This is a genomic window from Prevotella sp. LCP21S3_D2 (assembly GCF_052118345.1).
Lineage (GTDB): Bacteria > Bacteroidota > Bacteroidia > Bacteroidales > Bacteroidaceae > Prevotella.
The window spans coordinates 1-21,409 of sequence record NZ_JBQKHJ010000037.1 but is presented as its reverse complement, the minus strand read 5'-3'; the positions used below and the strand labels follow the sequence as shown (position 1 = coordinate 21,409).

The following is a 21,409-nucleotide window of genomic DNA, read 5'->3' as shown; positions in this document are numbered from 1 at the left end:
TATTCTTTAAAAGACAAATTTGTTGTTAAACGGAGCAAAGATAATAATAAATGTCGAACGAACAAAATATTTTGGAGAAAAAATGCATTTTGAAACAAAATGAACCAAAAAATTCACATGACTATAGTGTTTTTCTATACAATTTACAGGCATTGAGACAGAAATACCGCCCTATCCTGCCAAAATTTCCTCTTCGTCATTCAGAAATGGGGGCGTTAGGGAAAATGGAGTGTTTCTGAATTTCTGAAGCTGAACTTATAGGTTTCACATCTTTGATATACAGCGCGATCAAGAAAGAATATAAAGAAATGATATACAGATAGTTAATACATGTATTTAACGCAGGTTTTTTCAATATTCATATTCATAGTTCAGTCTTTCAGCACTAAAGTTCAGGATTTTGACCGCAAGTATCTTACTTTTGAAAGACAAGTATCTTGCTTAAGCTGTTAAAGAGATACACCAAGTATGAGAAAGTATGAGAAAGTGTGAGCAAGTATGAAGTGCCGATTCCAGAATTTGTATCTTTGCAGCATCATTCAGAGTGAGGGGATTGATGTAGACAGAGAATGCTTGGAGATGAGGACAGAATAAAAAAATCCTGAGCAATCAGCTGATGCCCAGGATTTAATAATTCATTAATGCCTATTATTTCTTAGCCTTGATTACAAAGCTGAAGTTGCGGTCTTGATAGTGCATGCGATACTTATCCATTGGTTTTGAACCCCAGCTGTCGATACAGCCCAAACCGTACTGACGCTGCTGGATGTGCAACTGAACCAAGCCCTTTTCTACCAGGTCGCCACTGTGCTGGCCCCAGGCATGATTCTTCTCGATGCCTGCATCCAAATCCTCTACCAGGTAAGGAATGGCACTGCACTCCATAGGTGCATACCCCTCGAAGGTGATTCCCTTGCCGGTGGTTGGATTGAAGATAGAGAAGTAACGGATGTCGGTATGGTTACCACTCTCCTGTGGACGAACGTATGGATAATACTCATCCTTTACGTCAGCCTCGTACTTTCCGATGAAAGAGGAAGAATGACGGTCGATGTAGTTCTCCTCAGGACCTCTACCGTAGTACTCCAACTTAGAGAAGGCTGCTGGCATCTGCAACTGCATACCATAACGGAACAAGTCGGCCACCTTAGCTTCCTTATCGGTTGTCATCTTCTCAGTAACAGCTACTTCACCCTCTGAATTGATGCGGTAACGGAGTTCCAGCTGTGCCTTAACCTCAGGCATATCGAAGATTGCAGTAAGAACCACGCTGTCTTGACCCTCACTCTTATCGAATGACTTCAGAGTCATCTGAGGGTTCTTCCATACTCTCATCTCCTTCTGCAAGGATGCACCATAGTCGTTATCGGTAGGAGCACGCCAGAACTCTGGAGTCATGCTCTCACGGAACTTCAACATTGGTTCACCATCTACATCGAGATAATCAATCATACCGGTCAACTTACCTACAGTAACCGACATGCGCTTGGCTGTAACCTTTACATAGGAATTGGTCTCTTCTACCTCCAGGTTGCTGGCGGTCTGAACCTTAGCCTTACCCTTCTTGGCTGGAGCTGCTTCAGCGATAGGTGTATCAACATTGTCAAACTCATAACCGTTGATGACAAACTGCTGGCGGGCCATCACCTGTCCCTTGTCAACTAAAGGCTCTGAACCATCGCTGGCAAAGGCAAAGTTGACGGTGATTTCCTCTCTGGCATGCTCTGCTTCTGCCTTGGCAACAGCCTCCTGCAAAGCATCACTCTTCACCAACCTGGTGGTCTGAGGAGCAATGCCCTTGGTTCCAGGAATCTCTACTGTAGACAGGAGAACGCCGTTGGCATAGACTGCTGCAGTAAGCTTCAGGTCGTCAATGTACTTGAAGAAATGCTCATTATAGACATTGAAAGTACCATTAGCTGCATCCAGATCCTTAATCCATACATTCTGGAGATAGTACTGAACCTCATAAGCATGAGGATTCAAGCGACGGTCTGGAGAAATGATACCGTTACAGTTGAAGTTGTAGTCGCTGGCAGGATAACGTCCATAGTCACCACCATAGGTAAAGATTTCCTTGCCGGTGATAGGGCTCTTGTCGCGAACACCCTGGTCTACAAAGTCCCAGATATAACCACCCTGATACTTAGGATACTTGCGGATCAGATCCCAATACTCCTTGAATCCACCCATAGAGTTACCCATGGCATGGGCATACTCACACTGGATGTATGGCTTGCTACCATTGCTCTTGCAGTAGCTTTCGCTCTCCTCGTAACCTATGTACATAGGACAGTGGATATCAGTCTTGCTGTCATATCCGCCACGCTCATACTGCACAGGCCGGGTCTTGTCGTAAGCCTTGACCCAATCGTAAGCCTTTTCAAAGTTGACGCCATAACCACACTCGTTACCCAAGCTCCATACGATGATGGAAGGATGATTGATGAGCGGTTTGACATTACCCTCGTTGCGCTCGATATGAGGCACGATGTACTCAGGGAACTTAGCGAGAGACTTCTCATCATATCCCATACCATGAGATTCCAGGTTTGCCTCGGCTGTGATATACAATCCGTATTCATCGCAGAGGTCGTACCAGCGAGGATCATCAGGATAGTGACATGTACGGACAGCGTTGATGTTCAGCTGCTTCATAATCTTGATGTCCTGAATCATGCGCTCTACGCTAACGACATATCCACCATCAGGATCTATCTCATGACGGTCGGCACCCTTGACCAGTATAGGCTGACCATTCACCAGAAGCTGGGCATTCTTGATTTCCACATTGCGGAAACCTACTTTCTGAGGAATGACCTCAGATACGCCCTGCTTATTCTTCAAGGTGATGAATACCTTATACAAATTAGGAGTCTCTGCAGTCCAAGGCTTTACATTCGGCACCTTGATAGTACCCTTAGCACCTGTTGCCTGAGCTATCTGCTTGCCATCCTTATCACATAAGCTGATGGAAACATCGCTCTTGCCTCCCTGAAGAGAGATATGATAATCCAGGACACCATCCTTGAAGTTATTCTCAAGACCGGCATTCAGGCGGACATCAGCTGCATGAAGCTTAGGACGTGCATAGAGATACACCTCACGGGCAATACCCGTGAAGCGCCAATAGTCCTGGTCTTCAAAATAAGAACCATCGCACCAGCGCATCACCTGCATGGCAATGAGATTCTTTCCTGGCTTGAGATACTTGGAGATATTAAACTCGGCAGCCACCTTGCTGTCCTCACTATATCCCACGTACTTGCCGTTCACCCAGAGAGTCAGGTTACTGGTGGCAGAACCTACATGGAAATAAACATCCTTGCCCTTCCAGTCTGCTGGAAGTTCGAAGGTGCGGCGATAAGAGCCGGTGTAGTTGTTGAGTTCGCTGATGTAAGGAGGATTTGGATCAAACTGGGTAGCCCATGCATAACCGATGTTCTTATAGGTACGGTCGCCATAGCCATTGAATTCGAACAATCCCGGTACAGGGAAGTCCTTCCACTGCGAATCATCATACTTGACAGCAAAGAAGTTGGCAGGACGCTTGTTGTGATCCTTCACGAAGTTGAACTTCCACATACCTTCCATGGAAAGGTAGTTGGCCGACTTCTTCTTGTCAAAGTTCTGTGCCTTATCAAGGTTCTCGTAAGCAAAGAAAGAAGCACGACGAGGCTCCCTGTTTTGCTGATTGATATTCACGTCCTGCCAACGCGACTCGCTCTGAGCCGCTACGCCACCGCTCATAGAAAGCATGGCAAGACAAAGTGATACATTTGCGATGGTTCTGATTTTCATGATTTATTATCCGATATTAGTGGAAATATTGAGTTCCAGCTACGCCGGTAAACTTCTTCTGGTTGTCCTTGCGCATTTCGAGAGTAAGGTTGCTCCACCATGATGGCCAACCACCTACGATATTGCACAGATAAACGAACTTCACAGGATGCAAGCCCTTAGCCAATGCTACAGAGTTGTCTGAGTTGGTACCAGCCTTCACTGCACCCTCGTTGTTGATGACGAGCTTGTTGTCAATCCAAACCTGCTCCATACGGGAAGAGAGATAGTAAACTCCATCCTCAGGAATATTGATGTAACCCTCTGCTATGGCTGCATAATTATTGGCACCACGCAAAGTTGCAGCATCATCAGGCTGACTTACCTTCATCTTGTTAAGATTCTCTACAGTACCACAGTCCTGCCACTCAGCATCAGCCAATTCCAGCTGATTAACCTTCAGATAGTTTCCCTTCATGCGGCGCAACTGCAAACCTGCCTTTGCATCGTTGAGTTTCACTGCTGGAGCATAGGTCTGCTTTTCTACATCGATGGTTCTCACCTTGCTCATCTTGCCAGAAGGCAAAACAGTAGCAATCTTGATTGTAGTATTGCCGCTCACCTTGATAGGCTCTGTATAGACTGCAGAAGATGGAGTTGGAATAGAACCGTCCAAGGTATAAACCATCTTCATAGGACGTGATGTCTGGAATGTAACTACAGTATCCTTGGTAATCACAACCTTGTCACAAGAACCGTATGGCTGCTCTGGCAATGGAATATGATAACGTACATGACGCTCATCCAGGCGGACGCTGTTGGCATCTACACGACGTGCGAAGTCTGTGAAGTTCTTCTTCTTGGCAGGAGACCATGCAATCTCAGCAAGAGCCAGAGAACGAGGATACATCTGATACTCCATCTTGGCATTGGTATACATATACTCTGACCAGTTGTTGCACTGAACACCGAGGATATGCTTCTCCAAGCCCAATGACTTGATGGTATCAGGAACAGGCTCATAATTATAGGTTCTTGAAAGATAAGCCGGAGCACTAGGAATAGTAACTGGCTCAATCTTATAATCACCCTGGTAATGGTCGAGATACAGACCACCGCTACCTGGAGTCATGATGACATCATGCTTCTGGAGAGCAGCAGAAATACCACCTGATGTGCCGCGCCAAGACATGACTGTAGCATCAGGGCTCAAGCCACCTTCCAGGATTTCATCCCATCCGATGATCTTTCTGTCGTACTTAGCCAGCATCTTCTCCATGCGCTTGATGACGTAGCTCTGCAATCTTTCCTCTGCAGAGTGCTTACCGTCAGCCTGCAAGCCTTCTGCCTCGATACGTTTCTGGCAGGTAGGGCAATTCTTCCAGCTGGTCTTAGGACACTCGTCACCACCAATGTGGAAATACTTGCCAGGGAACAAAGGTACCACTTCGCGAACAATATCCTCCAGAAAGTTGAACATATCTTCCTTACCAGGACACATCACGATATCCTCAACACCCCATACCATTCTAGGAGTCCACTGCTCGCCCTTGCAAGAAAGATAAGGATAAGCAGATATGGCTGCCATCATGTGGCCAGGAAGGTCGATTTCTGGAATCACGGTAATGTAGCGCTTAGCTGCATAAGCTACAATGTCCTTGATTTCCTCCTGTGTATAGAAACCGCCATAGGTAGAGCCGTCACCCTGAAGGCGATAACCACCGATAGAGGTCAACTTAGGATATTTCTTGATTTCGATACGCCAGCCCTGATCCTCGGTCAGGTGGAAGTGCATGGTGTTCACCTTGAACATAGACATCAGGTCGAGCTGCTTCTTTACGTTCTCTACAGTGATGAAGTGACGGCATGGATCAAGATGGAATCCGCGATAACCGAAACGTGGAGCATCCTGGATGTCACAGCACTGAGCCACCCATTTGACACCATTCACCTTGGTAGCACTCTCTACCTGCGCAGGCAACAACTGCATGAAACTCTGCATACCATAGAAAGCACCCTTGCCTGTCTTAGCCTTGATGACTACACCCTTGGCTGTAACGGTGAGACGGTAGCCCTCTTCTGCCATCTTGAGGGATGGAGAAATCTGAATAGAGATATTGCCCTTCTTGCCACCAACGGTTACATCGTAGCCGGTAGAAGCCTTCAGCTTGTCTGCCATGTACTGAGCGATATTCTTACCGTCTGCGGTCTGGTAAGAAATCACCACCTTCTGTGGCAGAACAAACTCACCCTTCTGGATCTGGGTCTTGACAGGAATAGGAATAATATTGATATCAGCTGCTGCTGACGATGTTGGGAAAGCTCCCAACATCGCAACGCAAGCCATCAAAGAACCTAAAAGTTGATTGATTTTTTTCATTTATATTAAATAATATTATTAGATGTAGAAATTAGAGAGGCTTATACTCTACGAAAGCCTCCATTGCCTCGTAGCAAGCCAAGCCCAACTGGTCGTAAAGGGAAGCTGTAGCACGGTTGCGGTCTTCAGCTCTCTGCCAGAACAGACGCTCGTCATTACCCAAGAAAGGAGCACTCTCCATCTGAGACTGATGCTTGAGGATAGAGTTACGCTTAGCTCTCAACTCTTCTGGGCTCAAAGGAACACACATTTCGATGTTCTCTATCTCCCACTCTGCCCATGCACCACGGTACATCCAGATGCGGCAGTCCTTCAACCACTCTGCACCTGCCTTCTTCTCCTCGTCGATAGCGGCAAGAACGGCATCAGTACACTTCTTGTGAGTTCCGTGAGGGTCAGCAAGGTCACCTGCTACGTAAATCTGATGAGGTTTAACCTCCTGCAACAAAGCTCTAACTATCTCAACGTCCTTCTCTGTCATAGGCAACTTCTCAATCTTTCCACTCTCATAGAATGGCAAATCAAGGAAGTGAACGTGATCGAGAGGAATCTCATTATAGGTACAAGCTGTACGAGCCTCACCACGGCGAATCAAGCCCTTGATGGTCAGGATGTCTCTTGTATCGAAGTCGCTCTCCTTCTTCTTGGCGAAGAATGTCTTGATCTCCTTATACTTGTCAGAGATTACGCTGTCCTTAGAATCAGCGAAGAGCTGGTTGAAACCATTGATGAAGTGCATGAATCTTGTTACTTCCTCATCACCTACTGCGATATTACCTGATGTCTCGTAAGCAACATGTACGTCATGCTTCTGCTGAACCAGACGACGGATAGTACCGCCCATAGAGATAACGTCATCATCTGGGTGAGGTGAGAATACGATGACACGCTTTGGATATGGCTTAGAACGCTCTGGACGATAGGTATCGTCTGCGTTTGGCTTACCGCCTGGCCAGCCTGTAATTGTATGCTGCAAATCGTTGAAAATCTTGATGTTTGCATTATAAGCAGAACCATAGAGAGCCAGGAGTTCGCTCAAACCGTTCTCGTTATAATCCTTATTGGTTAACTTCAGGATAGGCTTACCAATCTTCTGGCAGAGCCATACCAATGCAGAGCGAACCAACTTATCAGTCCACTGGCAAGAAGTTACGAGCCAAGGATGCTCGATACGAGTAAGGTGAGCTGCTGCGCTCAGGTCGAGAACTACATGAGCATCAGGATGTGTCTGAAGGAACGATGCAGGCAATGTATCAGTAATAGAGTTCTCTACTACCTTCTGCATGATTTCTGCCTTTTCCTCGCCCCAAGCTGTAAGATAAACCGTCTTGGCAGAAAGAAGGGTGGCAATACCCATGGTAAGTGAACATGGAGGAATGGTTTCCTTGGTCTGCTCGCTAGCTTCCATCTCTTCACGTGATGTGTTGCCGATCAAGATAAGGCGGGTAACTGACTGGATACCAGAACCTGGCTCATTGGCTGCGATGTTACCAGAACGGCCGATACCGATAAGAGCTACGTCGAGACCTCCGAAGGTCTTGATGCGCTGCTCATAAAGACGGCAGCAATCCTGTACTGCATCCTGAGCCACGAAACCATCAAGAGAGAAAATGTTCTGCTCCTGAACGTCTACGTGACTGAGGAAACGCTCCTTCAGCTGGTTGATGGTACGGAGAGAACTCTCCTGCTGGAGTGGATAATACTCATAAGCATTGAATACCACAACATTGCGGAAACTCAATGTCTTCTCCTGATAACGGCGGATGAGTTCCTCATACACAGCAGTGAGTGAAGAACCGGTTCCGAGTGCCATCACATAGAACTTGCCATCGTGCTGAGCAGCCTTGATACCTGCTGCAATGCCATCGGCAACATGACTGGCACCTTCTGCCATTGAAGCAAAGATGTCTGTACGAATCTTCTCCATTCTAGAGATTTCTGAGTATTCTACAGTCGTCTTAGGCTTGTAGAATTCAACTGGTACTTTGTTAAGTACAATTTGTGAACTTAGATTGAGCCTCATAATTTATATCTTTTAACGATTATTATTTAATATGTTTACTAGGTTTCTACTCATAAAGATAACGCATTGTTTTTAACATTCGGATTATTTAAACTCGTTTATTTATAGCAATATCGTTATTAAAATTTTTTATTTTGCAAAATTACATGATTTATCATACATTTCCATGTTTTTATAGTTAATAATTCTAAAATGAAAGCATTTTTATCTTTTCAGGCTGTAAAAACCTATATTGAGTGTAGTTTTACCCACTCATTCAGCTATTTATACCTAACTAGTATATTTGATTAACATAAATAGCTAAAATAAATAAACAGGCAATTATGCTTATATATATAATTAGGTATATAGACAGTGTAGACTATCAGAAACAGGGAAAAATAAAGAAAATTTGGCTATTTAAGTTTTATTAACAAGAAAAATATTGCATGTATTTATAAAAAGACTATCTTTGCAAATAAAGTTTTTAAGTTATGATATCTGATATAATAAAATATATTAGGAAACTAAATAAAAAGCCTTCAGTTCAGAGTAAACTGCTAGCGCATTTCATCTCTCAAGGTGCTGCCACCATTCCAGAGATGAGCAAGGCTGTCGGAGTAAGTCTGCCGACTGCCACTAGCGCCCTCAACGAACTGATGAAGGCTGGGCTGGTTACAGAGATTGGCAAGAAAGACAATTCTACTGGACGCATCCCTATGGTATACGACCTGATTCCTACCGCTGGATATTTTGTCGGAGTGAACCCAGAAATGGACTGTCTGGCTCTAGCTGCCAGCGATTTCAGCGGAAACCTAATAACAGAAAAGACAAGGGTACCTTACGTATACGAGAATACTCCTGAGAATCTGGAAAAAGTAGGAAAAATCATCAACGATTTCATCGCCTCTCTTCCTGTTTCAAAAGAAGAAATACTTCAAGTTTGCGTAAATGTAGCAGAACGTGTGAATCCTTTCGAAGGAAGAGCCTACAACATGTACACCTTCTTGAAGGAATCACTCACAGACAAGCTCACAGAGCTGATTCAGTTGCCGGTTTGCATCGAGAACGATTCAAGAAGCATGGCTTTCGCTGAATTTGTGAAGGGACGCTGCAGAGGACTGAAAGATGTCATCTTTGTGAACGTATGCTGGGGATTAGGCATCGGAATCATCATGGGAGGTCAACTGTACTACGGTAAATCCGGATATTCGGGTGAGTTTGGTCACATGACAGCCTACAACAACAACATCATCTGCCACTGCGGCAAGATTGGATGTATTGAAACTGAAGTTTCGGGTAGAGCACTCAAGAGAAAGTTAACTGAGAAGATTCGGGAAGGCAAGACTTCCATCCTGTCTGACAAGGTGCTCAACAGAAAAGAAGACATCACGCTTCAAGATATTCTTGATGCGATAGCAAAAGAAGACGTACTTAGCCTAGCTACCCTGCAACATATTGCAGACGAACTGGGCAAGCAATTGGCAGGAATCATCAATATCTTTAACCCAGAGATGCTGGTCATCGGAGGAGAAATGTCAGTCACTGGCGATTATCTGACGCTACCGGTCAACATGGGTATAAAAAAGCATTCGCTCAACATCATGAACGAGGATTCGCAGATTGTTACCTCAGAACTGAAAGATCTGGCTGGTATCACGGGAGCCTGTCTGATGGCAAGACACAGACTCTTGAGCGAAGAAAGATAATAAATAATCTAGCTTATTAGACAAAAGCATTAAAGATTTTACTAACTAACTTTTTATCAACTATTCATTTGACAGGAGTTGGGAGTAGCCGGTAAAACGGCTACTCCACAATTCAAAAACCAAATAGGCGGTGACAGGTTCATCTGAGCCAACTGCCAAAAGAATAAGATAAAAACAAAGTTTATACGAGAAGAAATAATAACTAACATAAACAATTACAAACCTATGAAAAAAAGAGCAAATTTGTATTTTGCAGCGCTATTGGGTGCCATGTCACCACTGAGCACTGTTACTGCATTGGCAGCTCAGAGCAATTCGGTTATTGCTAATGCTACCCAGCAGCAAAACTCATGTACAGGTACAGTAAAGGATTCTTACGGTGAACCTGTTATCGGTGCTACCATCAGAATTGATGGTAAGACTGGTGGTACGATTACTGACCTTGACGGTAACTTTAGCCTTGCAAATGTAGCTAAGGGTGCTAAGATTACAATCACTTATGTAGGTTACAAGCCACAGACTCTTACTTGGAACGGTACTGCTTTGAACGTTACCATGGAAGACGATTCCAACATGCTCGAAGAAACAGTTGTTATAGGTTACGGTACTGTAAAGAAGGCTGACTTGGCAGGATCTGTTGCTGTCATGGAAGGCAAGAGCTTCAAGGATCAGCCTGTTGCACGTGTTGAGGATGCCCTCAACGGACGTATGTCTGGTGTGCAGGTAATGTCAAGCGGTGTTCCTGGTGGTGCAATGAAGATTCGTGTACGTGGTGCCAGCTCTGTTAACAAGAGCAACGACCCACTCTACGTAGTTGACGGTATTGTTCGCGAGACAGGTCTTGAGGGTATCAGCCCTGAGGATATCCAGAGCATCCAGGTTTTGAAGGACGCTTCTTCTACCGCTATCTATGGTGCACGTGGTGCAAATGGTGTTGTAATGGTACAGACCAAGACCGGTAAGGCTGGTGCAACTCAGGTTACTTTCGACGGTAGCTTCGGCTTCTCTAATGCTTACCATATCCCTGAAGTAATGAGCACCAAGCAGTATGCTCAGGCTTTGGTAGACCATAAGGGTGTTTCTCAGAGTGCAGTTCAGGATTATCTGAATGGTACAAAGGCAGGTATCGACTGGATGGACGAATTGCTCCAGACTGGTATTACCCAGAACTATAAGGTTTCTTTGACTCAGGGTAATGACAAGACTCAGACTTACTTCTCTGCCAACGTAATGGACCAGAAGGGTGTTATCGTTGATACCAAGTCTAGACGTTACGCTATCAAGGCTAACATGCACAATAAGATTTTCGACTGGTTGGAAATGACCACCGATATCAACCTCTCTCAGACTGACAACTCTGGTGCAGGTTTCGCACAGAACCAGTCTAACCCTATCTGGGTTGGTTTGAACTACTCTCCTACTATGGAGATGATGGATGCAAACGGTAAGTATAATAAAGACCCATACAATAACATCCAGAACAACCCTTACGGTATTCTCCATGGTAGTGAAAACGACCGTAAGCGTACCATGGTTACAGGTCACGTTGACTTGAAATTCAACCTTCTCAAAGGCTTGACATTCACCACTACCAACGGTATCGACTATAACGATTACAAATGGTATAGCTTCACATCTACAAAGGTGAACGCAGCTGGTAACAATATGGGCAACAACGATGCAACAGTTACAGCGTTGCAGTCAACCAACAACTTGACTTACAGCAACAAGTGGGGTGATCACGGTTTGACTGCTACAGGCGTATGGGAAGTTACCTCTAATGAGGTTCGCCGCATGGGTCTCTCTGGAACTGGTATTGCTCACGAGCAGCTGGGTTACTGGAACGTAGCAGATGCAGCTTCCAAGAATCCTAGCAACGGCTATAGCAAGTGGACCATGCTCTCTGGTGTAGCTCGTGTTATGTACAACTATGCAGACCGCTATATGTTGACTGGTACTTTCCGTGCGGATGGTTCTAGCCGCTTCACCAATAAGAAGTGGGGTTACTTCCCATCAGCAGCTGCAGCTTGGACCATCTCTAACGAAAAGTTCTGGGAGCCTATCAAGAATGCAGTAGAATACATGAAGATCCGTGCAAGCTACGGTATCATCGGTAACCAGGATATTACTCCTTACTCTACATTGGGTTCTTTGGGTACAACCGGTTTCACATACGGTACTAATCAGTCTTACACAGGTTACTGGGCAAATGGTCTTGCAACTCCTGACTTGTCATGGGAGAAGGTTCATCAGTTTGACCTCGGTGTTGACCTCGGTTTCTTCGGCAACCGTTTGAGCATCAGCTTAGACTACTTCGACAAGAAGACAAAGGATGCCCTCCTGACAACATCAGCTCCTGGTTACCTGGGTGGCACATCATACTGGGTAAATGCCGGTGAGGTAAGCAACAAGGGTTTTGATGCTACAATCAATGCACAGATTATCCAGACCAAGGACTGGTCATGGTCATCTACATTGAATGCCAGCTACATCAAGAACGAGGTTACCAAGTTGACAGCTGATTCTCCTATTCTTTATGGTACAAGCCCTTCTCCAGGTACTGTTGACCCATGTACCATCATCAAGGAAGGTGAAGCTATCGGTACATTCTACGGCTTCAAGTGGGCTGGTGTTGAAAAGAATGCAAAGGGTGAATATATTGATATGTATTACACTGCAGATGGTGGAACAACAGCTACTCCTGATGCTTCAAAGGATCGCTTCGTATTAGGTCGTTCAAACCCAGACTTCACATTAGGTTGGAACAATACAGTAAGTTATAAGAACTGGGACTTCAATGCCTTCTTCAATGCAGCATTCGGTGCCAAGCGTTTGAATATGGTTCGCTACGCCATGAACTCAATGGTAGGTGCATCTATGTTCGTAACCGATAAGGATTACTTCAACAACATCGGTGTTACCATGCCTACAGTTGGCGCAGAGAACAAGACATACGGAAACTCAGACAAGTGGTTGGAAAATGCTAACTATCTGCGTTGTGAGAATATCAGCATCGCTTACACATTCCCACGCAGCGTAACCAAGTTGGCAGACATCCGTCTCTCACTCTCAGCTCAGAACCTCTTCACCATTACCGGCTATAAGGGTATTGACCCTGCAGGTGCTTCATTCAGTGACAATGGTGTAGACCGTGACAATGGTTTGGATATGGGTGCTTACCCTAACCCTCGTACCATCACAATGGGTGTTCGTATTAACTTCTAATTCCAACAATCTAAAAACTGTAATAATTATGAAAACTAGAAAATTATTATATATGGGTTGTCTCATGGCAGCATCCTTGTTTACATTCTCTTCTTGTGGAGACTTCCTGGATGAGGATCCAAAGGGACACTTGACCCCTAACAACTTCTTCAATAGCGAAGAGGACCTTACTGCAAGTGTTAACGCACTGTATGACAGAATCAACCAGACACAGAGCTGGACCAACCCTATGTACCCACAGTGGCAGGGTGATGATATTACTGCTAACCCTGGTTCTAACAAGCAGGCTTGTGCTGCCCTCGATGCTTTTGCATCTGATGGTGCCAACAAGGGTGTAACAGACGCATGGAACCAGCACTATTCTGTAATCAAGGCTGCTAACCTGATTACTGAGAGTGCAAGTAAGGCTCCTGTTGCTCAGGATAAGATTAACGTAGCTTTGGGTAATGCACACTTCTGGCGTGCATACGCTTACTACTACCTGGTACGTGTATTCGGTCCTGTGCCATTGATTACCGGTACCGACGTTTCACAGTTGGAGGTTGCTCCATCTAGTGTAAAGGATGTATATGAACTGATTGTTTCAGACTTGAAGGCAGCCGTTAACGAGCTTCCTACCAAGTATGAGAAGGAGCCTAGCCGTTTGTTCGGTGTTGATATCTGGACAACCAAACAGGCTGCACAGGCTACCCTGTCAGCAGTTTACATGTCTATGGCTGGTTACCCACTCAATATGGGTACAGAGTACTACAAGCTCGCAGCAGAGCAGGCTAAGTCTGTCATCGACAACAACGGTTCTTACGGTTTCATCCTGAACCCAGAGTGGAAGGATGTTTACTCTATGGGCAACAACTACAACATGGAGACCGTGCTTGGTATCAACAACGACGCTCGTGGTTGGTGGGATCATGACTCTCAGCTTTCTTCCTGCTGCCGCTTCGAAGGTCTCGGCGATGGTGGCTGGGGTGACGCTTGGGGTGAAATCGCATTCTGGAAGAGATTCCCAGAGGGTGCTCGCAAGAATGCTATCTACGCTCCTAAGGTAACATTCCAGGATGGAAACACTATTACTAAGGCTGTAGATTGGTGGGCTCTTAAAGAAGACGGAAAGACTCCAGAGGTTGAAGCTTATCACCCAATGTTCTGTATCTTCACCGTTAACTCAGACGAGAACGGCAACATGCTCCGTCAGGCTTATGATTACCAGGCTCCTAACTGGGGTGGTATGATCAACGACCGCCGTCACAACCTCATCCGCTACTCTGAGATTCTTCTCTGGTATGCTGAGAGTGCAGCTCGCTCTGGTGGTGACCTGAACAAGGCTAAGGATTGTCTCCGTCAGGTTCGCAGCCGTGCCGTTACAGACGTAGAGAATGTTACTTTAACCAACGGTACTACAGTGAAGATTGCTGACATGAATGCAGAGCAGTTGGCTGAAGCTTGCTACATCGAGCACGGATGGGAAGTTGCTGGTAACTGGGTATCAATGGTTACACGTCGTTCTGACGAGCTTCGTATGGACGAACTCAAGAAGAACTTCGACTACCGTGTTGCTAATGCTCCTCTCGTAGTAGCTGAGCAGGATGGCAAAACCTATACAGCAAAGGAAAGTGTTACCGTTTCTGGTTCTTGGACAGAAGATAGAATTTACTGTCCATATCCAACATCAGATGTTGAGAAGAACCCTAACTTGAAGAGATAACTTCATAGGTAATCATATATTAAGTAACATGATGCTAGTTTTTATAAAATAGAGTTCATGTAAAACATTTAGAGGGTGTGCCGAGACGGCACTCCCTCTTTTTGCAATCTCTTAATCTATATAATTTTCCATATCAGCATCAAAAAACTCAAATAGAATCAACACTAATTTTTAATTATACAATTGAAAAGTTATGGTTAACAACAATCGTAAGCAAAACAACCGCTCATTACTCGCATTGACAGCGCTGCAAGTAATGCCGTTGTCGATCTTTGCACAGAATGCAGGAGATCGTCCTAACATCTTGTATATTATGTGTGACGACCATGCCATGCAAGCCATCAGTGCATACGGTAGCCCTATCTCCAAATTGGCACCAACACCAAATATCGACCGCCTAGCTGAAAGAGGAATGAAATTCAACGAGGCTTTCGTGGAGAACTCGCTTTCTACACCAAGCCGTGCATGTCTTATGACCGGTCTTTACAGTCACCAGAACGGACAGCGACAGCTTGCCGAGGGTATCGACTCTACCAAGACCTTCTTCTCAGAACTGCTGCAGGGGGCAGGCTATTCTACTGCCGTTGTGGGCAAGTGGCACATGTCCTGCAGTCCGAAGGGATTCGACTACTATCATGTTCTAGATGACCAGGGGCAGTACTACAACCCTACCTTCGCTTCTACCGGACAGTATGGTAACTTCAAGCAGGAGATGGGATATGCTACCGATTTGATCACCGACCATGCTATCGAGTACTTGAACAACCGCGACAAGAACAAGCCATTCTGTCTTCTGGTTCACCACAAGGCACCACACCGCCTCTGGATGCCTAACACCAAGTATGTAAACAAGTATGCCAACGTCAACTTCCCGTTGCCAGAGACTTTCTGGGATGATTATGAAACCCGTGGTTCTGCAGCTTCTACACAGAAGATGTCTATCGGCAAGTACTTGGAGATGGTACGCGACCTGAAGGTCCCAGAAATGTACGATCCTTCTACTCCAGAGGGAAGAGATTCCTATGCCGGTCTGATGGGCGAGATGAACCGCATGACTCCAAAGCAGCGTGCCATCATCGATGCCTACTACATGCCAAGAAACCGTGAGTTCCTGAGCAAGAACCTGACTGGCAAGGAGTTGATCGAGTGGAAATACCAGAACTACATCCGCGACTACATGGCTGTGATTGCCTCTGTAGATGAGAGTGTGGGCAGACTGCTGGAATATCTCGACAAGAACAACCTCACCGACAACACCATCATTGTCTATACATCCGACCAGGGATTCTACATGGGCGAGCACGGATGGTTCGACAAGCGATTCATGTACGAGGAGTCATTCCACACTCCGCTCATCATCAGCTATCCTAAGCACATCCAGCCAAAGAGCGAGTGCAACCAGATGGTTCAGAACATCGACTTCGCCCCTACCTTCCTCGACTTGGCGGGTTTGGAGAAGCCTAAGTACATGCCTGGAACATCGCTACAGCCTCTGTTCGCCGGACAGCCTGTGAAGAAGTGGCGCAAAAGCCTGTACTATCACTACTACGACTATCCTACATATCATCTTGTACGCAAGCACGATGGTGTTCGCACAGAACGCTACAAGCTGATTCACTTCTATGGCAAGGGTGGAGAAAGAGCTGTGGTAGAAAATAAGTATCAGGGACAACCAGGCACAAGAGAAAACAACTGCTTCAATGCCCTGAAGTCTATCAACTACTTCACCAATGATGCAGACATCGACTACTGGGAGTTATACGACATCCAGGCAGACCCTAACGAGCAGCACAACATCTACGGCAAGCCCGGCACTCAGAAGATTGAGAAGGAACTGAAGAAGTTGCTCGCTAACTACCGCAAGAATTTGAAGGTAGACGAATAAGAAATCTAAGATTACAGATTTATGAATAGAACTAGCAAAACAATATGGCTCACAGGGGTAGGTATGATTTGCCTACCTACCCTTGCTGGAGCTAAACAGAACGTACAACAGCCGAATATCCTCTTTATCCTCTGCGATGATATGGGATATGGTGATTTGGCTTGCTACGGTCAGCCTTACATCCATACCCCCAACATCGACCAGATGGCAAAGGAGGGAATGCGATTCACCCAGGCATACGCCGGTTCGCCGGTTTCAGCCCCTTCGCGTGCTACAATCATGACCGGTCAGCATTCGGGTCACACCCACGTAAGAGGCAACAAGGAATACTGGAGAAACGTACCGATGGTAAAGTATGGAATAAACGAGGACTTTTCTGTGGTGGGGCAGGAACCTTACGACCCGCAGCATAAGATTCTTCCGGAAATGCTCAAGGACAAGGGCTACCGCACCGGCGTCTTCGGAAAATGGGCAGGCGGATACGAAGGTTCTGCCTCTACTCCCGACAAGCGTGGCGTAGATGAATTCTACGGCTACATCTGTCAGTTCCAGGCACATCTTTATTATCCCAACTTCCTGAACCGTTACAGCAAGTCGTTGGGTGATACGGCTGTGGTAAGAGATATCATGGAGCAGAATATCCAGTACCCGATGTTCGGCAAGGACTATTTCAAACGCAAGCAGTATTCTGCCCGCATCATCCACGACAAGGCTTTGGAGTGGATTGACAAGCAGGATAATAAGCATCCTTTCGTAGGATTCCTTACCTATACCCTACCTCACGCAGAGTTGGCTCAACCAGAAGATTCCATTTTAGAGAACTACCAGAAGAAATTCTTCGAGGACAAGACTTGGGGAGGATGGGAAGACTCAAGATACAACGCCGTGGTTCATACCCACGCACAGTTTGCCGGAATGATTACCCGTCTTGACCAGTATGTAGGCGAAATCTTCGCCAAGCTGAAGGAGAAGGGCCTAGACAAGAACACCGTGGTCATCTTTACCTCTGATAACGGTCCTCATGAGGAAGGCGGCGCCGATCCAAAATTCTTCGGTCGCGACGGCAAGTTGAAGGGCTTGAAGCGCCAGTGCTACGAGGGCGGCATCCGAATCCCATTCATCGCCTGGTGGCCAGAGCACATCAAGGCAGGCAGCGTAAACGACACCCAGTTTGCCTTCTACGACCTGATGCCAACCTTCTGCGACCTTGCCGGAATCAAGAACTTCGCCAAGCGCTACACCAACAGGAAGTTGGCTGGCGACGGCTTCGACGGTATTTCCATCGCTCCTACCCTTCTGGGCAAGGATGCCGAGCAGAAGCACCACGAATACCTCTATTGGGAATTTCATGAGACCGACCAGATTGGCGTGAGAAAGGGCGACTGGAAGATGGTAGTAGTAAAAGGCAAGCCTCGCCTCTACAACCTAGCTTCGGATATTCACGAAGACCACGATGTGGCGGCAGAACATCCTGAAATCGTGAAAGATCTGCTGGCTGCCATCCAGAAGGAGCACAGAGACAGCAAGGACTTCAAGATAACGCTGCCAGAGTTTTAAGGAAAATGACTCTGACCAAGTTCTGATTCCATCTCCTATTTTTGCGAGATTCCAACCGATTTCTAAAAAGAAAAAATATGATGAGCGACAACATAGCAACCCCATTTGCCAAGCCACTGTATGTGATGCTGAAGCCGGCAGGTGCCCATTGCAACCTGGCTTGCAAATACTGTTATTATCTGGAAAAGAACAATCTTTACCAGAACTCCCACCGCCATCTGATGAGCGATGAGATGCTGGAGCAATTCACCCGAGAGTACATCGAGGCACAAACCATGCCGCAGGTGCTTTTCACCTGGCATGGAGGTGAGCCGCTGATGCGCTCCATCGACTTCTACAAGAAAGCACTGGCGCTTCAGAAGAAGTACTCCCACGGCAAACAGATAGATAACGTCATCCAGACCAACGGCACACTCCTCACCGACGAATGGTGCGAGTTCTTTGCCAAGAACCATTGGCTGGTAGGCATTTCCATCGATGGCCCCCAGGAATATCACGACCACTATCGCATGACTCCTGCCGGAAAGCCTTCCTGGGAAAAGGTGATGCAGGGCATCAGCCTGCTGAAGAAGCATCGGGTGGAATGGAATGCTATGGCAGTGGTCAATGCCTACAACGCTGGACATCCGCTGGAGTTCTATCATTTCTTCAGAGACAACGGTTGCCAGTACTTGCAGTTTACCCCTATCGTGGAGCGACTGACGGAACATGAAGACGGTCGCACCCTGGCGAGTCTTGCCGACGACAGGGAGATTCCGCTTGCAGATGCTTCCGTTACCCCGCAACAGTGGGGCAACTTCCTCTGCACCATCTTCGACGACTGGGTACGCCACGATGTGGGTAAGACCTTTGTGGAAATCTTCGACTGCACACTTGCCAACTGGATGGGGGTGCTGCCAGGCATCTGCGCCTACTCCAAGGAGTGCGGTCATGCAGGCGTGATGGAACACAATGGCGATGTATATTCCTGCGACCACTTTGTCTTTCCTGAATACAAACTGGGAAACATCAGGGAGCAGTCACTCATCGACATGCTTTATGGCGAAAAGCAGCAGGCTTTCAGCCGGTTGAAGCATACTTCGCTGCCCCGCCAGTGCAAGGAATGCGACATGGAGTTCGCCTGCCATGGCGAATGCCCCAAGAACAGGTTCGAGAAGGATAAGTATGGAGAGCCGGGCCTGAACTATCTCTGCCAAGGATACTATCAGTACTATACGCATGTGTCTCCCTACATGGACTTTATGAAACGGGAACTCCTCGCCCAGCGTCCGCCTGCCAACATTATGAATGTTTTAAAAAATAACTAACGATTATCGAAATGAACAAAACTTATATGACTATCGCCCTGATGTCGCCCCTGGTTTGCACGGCAGGCATGGGTGCCAAGAAGGCGAAAGCCAACAATCAGCAGAAACCTAACGTCATCATCATCCTCGCCGATGACCTCGGCTACGGCGACCTGGGATGCTATGGTGCCAAGAACGTAGAGACTCCTAACGTAGATAAACTGGCCAAGCAGGGTATTCGCTTCACCGATGCCCACGCCATCGCTTCCACCAGTACCCCATCCCGCTACTCCCTGCTCACGGGTGAGTATGCATGGCGCCGACCAGGTACCGACGTAGCACCGGGCGATGCGGGAATGATTATCCAGCCTACCCAGTTTACCATAGCTGATATGTTCAAGAGCGTAGGCTATTCTACCTGTGCCATCGGTAAGTGGCACTTGGGCTTGGGTGCAGAAACAGGCAAGCAAGACTGGAATGCCCCATTGCCAGCAGCCCTTGCCGACATAGGTTTCGACCATCACTACATCATGGCAGCCACAGCCGACCGTGTGCCTTGTGTTTTCATCGAAGACGGCATGGTAGCTAACTACGATCCGTCGGCTCCTATCGAGGTAAGCTATTTCAAGAACTTCCCTGGCGAACCTACCGGAAAGGACAATCCTGAGTTGTGCTATAATATGAAGTCGAGCCACGGCCACAATATGTCTATCGTGAACGGCATCGGCAGAATCGGTTATATGAAGGGTGGCGGTAAGGCATTGTGGAAAGACGAGAACATCGCCGACTCCATCACTACCCACGCCATCGACTTCATCAAGAAAAACTGCGATCATCCTTTCTTCCTCTATTTTGCCACCAACGATGTCCACGTGCCTCGTTTTCCACACCAGCGTTTCCGTGGAAAGAGCAGCATGGGTATGCGTGGAGACGCCATTGTGCAGTTCGACTGGTCTGTAGGTAAGATCATGGAGACATTGGATAAACTTGGAATTGCAGAGAATACTATCGTTTTGTTGACTAGTGATAATGGTCCTGTTGTAGATGACGGCTATCAGGATCAGGCAGAAGAGCTTTTGAATGGTCATAAGCCTGCAGGTCCTTGGCGTGGTAAAAAATACAGTGCTTTCGAAGGTGGTACGGCTATTCCTGTTATCGTTCGTTGGCCAATGTCGGTAAAACCAAATCAGACTTCAGATGTTCTCATGTCACAGATTGACTTCATGGCATCCTTTGGTAATCTGATTGGTGCAACCTTCCCTAAAGGCAGTGCACCCGACAGCAAGAACCATCTTGGAAATCTGCTCGGCAACGATAACACCCATCGCCCATGGGTTGCAGAAATGTCAAATAATCATGTAATTTCTATCCGCACAAAAGAATGGAAATACATAGAACCAAATGATGGTTCTAAAATGATAAAATGGGGACCAAAGATTGAAACCGGCAACGATCCTAATCCTCAGCTCTATCGAATCTCTGACAATCTCTACGAGCAAAACAATGTAGCTGAAGCAAATCCTAAAGTTGTTTTCGAAATGCAAAATATATTGAGAAGAGTAAAATAATAGAAAATACAATGAAATAAATAAAAGTCAGGGCAGCGATGTTCTGGCTTTTATATATAAACACTAACTTTTATATATAAATCGAGTAGGAGGAAAACGAAGTAGTTTTTCTCCTACTTTCGTTTTCCGACCTCTCACACCACCGTACATGCGGTTCCGCATACGGCGGTTCCTATTTTGGGTGCCATTCGATGTATGAACCCATCAATGTAGCATAGCCTGCCATACTCAACTTTTCGTTGGTTATCGCACGACTTAGTATGTAACTGCCAGCTATGCGCCAATCCCCCAAACGACTATTGCCCCACATGTAAG

General features: G+C 46.4%; 10 protein-coding genes. 7 read left to right on the top strand and 3 right to left on the bottom strand.

The window, feature by feature from the left end; all coding sequences use genetic code 11:
* Positions 1–648: 648 nt before the first annotated feature.
* From ACTQ16_RS15210 to ACTQ16_RS15200, 3 genes are read right to left on the bottom strand one after another with little or no spacing between them, the layout of a single operon-like run.
* The gene (locus tag ACTQ16_RS15210; protein ID WP_441938197.1) at positions 649–3,801 is read right to left on the bottom strand and encodes a glycoside hydrolase family 2 TIM barrel-domain containing protein; all 3,153 of its coding nucleotides are present in this window, start codon (positions 3,799–3,801) and stop codon (positions 649–651) included.
* Between the two features lie 16 nt (positions 3,802–3,817).
* Complete coding sequence (locus ACTQ16_RS15205; protein ID WP_441938196.1) at positions 3,818–6,160, bottom strand: family 20 glycosylhydrolase; 2,343 nt, start codon at positions 6,158–6,160, stop codon at positions 3,818–3,820.
* A 31-nt stretch (positions 6,161–6,191) separates the two neighbouring features.
* The gene (locus tag ACTQ16_RS15200) at positions 6,192–8,183 is read right to left on the bottom strand and encodes a glucosamine-6-phosphate deaminase (RefSeq protein WP_218417320.1); all 1,992 of its coding nucleotides are present in this window, start codon (positions 8,181–8,183) and stop codon (positions 6,192–6,194) included.
* Between the two features lie 473 nt (positions 8,184–8,656).
* On the opposite strand from ACTQ16_RS15200, the gene ACTQ16_RS15195 reads away from it, so the two are divergent.
* The 7 genes from ACTQ16_RS15195 (at position 8,657) to ACTQ16_RS15165 (ending at position 21,094) form a co-directional block, all read left to right on the top strand.
* The gene (locus tag ACTQ16_RS15195) at positions 8,657–9,871 is read left to right on the top strand and encodes an ROK family transcriptional regulator (protein WP_295347678.1); all 1,215 of its coding nucleotides are present in this window, start codon (positions 8,657–8,659) and stop codon (positions 9,869–9,871) included.
* Positions 9,872–10,096: 225 nt separating this feature from the next.
* Positions 10,097–13,096, top strand: coding sequence for a SusC/RagA family TonB-linked outer membrane protein (locus ACTQ16_RS15190; RefSeq protein ID WP_441938194.1), 3,000 nt, complete (start codon positions 10,097–10,099; stop codon positions 13,094–13,096).
* Positions 13,097–13,124: 28 nt separating this feature from the next.
* Positions 13,125–14,798, top strand: a complete 1,674-nt coding sequence (locus tag ACTQ16_RS15185; RefSeq protein ID WP_441938192.1) for a RagB/SusD family nutrient uptake outer membrane protein — start codon at positions 13,125–13,127, stop codon at positions 14,796–14,798.
* 256 nt (positions 14,799–15,054) lie between these two features.
* Complete coding sequence (locus ACTQ16_RS15180) at positions 15,055–16,683, top strand: sulfatase family protein (RefSeq protein WP_441938209.1); 1,629 nt, start codon at positions 15,055–15,057, stop codon at positions 16,681–16,683.
* A gap of 63 nt (positions 16,684–16,746) precedes the next feature.
* Positions 16,747–18,240, top strand: coding sequence for an arylsulfatase (locus tag ACTQ16_RS15175; RefSeq protein ID WP_295347691.1), 1,494 nt, complete (start codon positions 16,747–16,749; stop codon positions 18,238–18,240).
* 80 nt (positions 18,241–18,320) lie between these two features.
* Positions 18,321–19,547: an anaerobic sulfatase-maturation protein gene (locus tag ACTQ16_RS15170; RefSeq protein WP_441938208.1), complete on the top strand. Its 1,227-nt coding sequence runs from the start codon at positions 18,321–18,323 to the stop codon at positions 19,545–19,547.
* A gap of 11 nt (positions 19,548–19,558) precedes the next feature.
* On the top strand, positions 19,559–21,094 hold the full coding sequence (locus tag ACTQ16_RS15165) for a sulfatase family protein (RefSeq protein ID WP_441938190.1): 1,536 nt from the start codon (positions 19,559–19,561) through the stop codon (positions 21,092–21,094).
* Positions 21,095–21,409 lie beyond the last annotated feature (315 nt).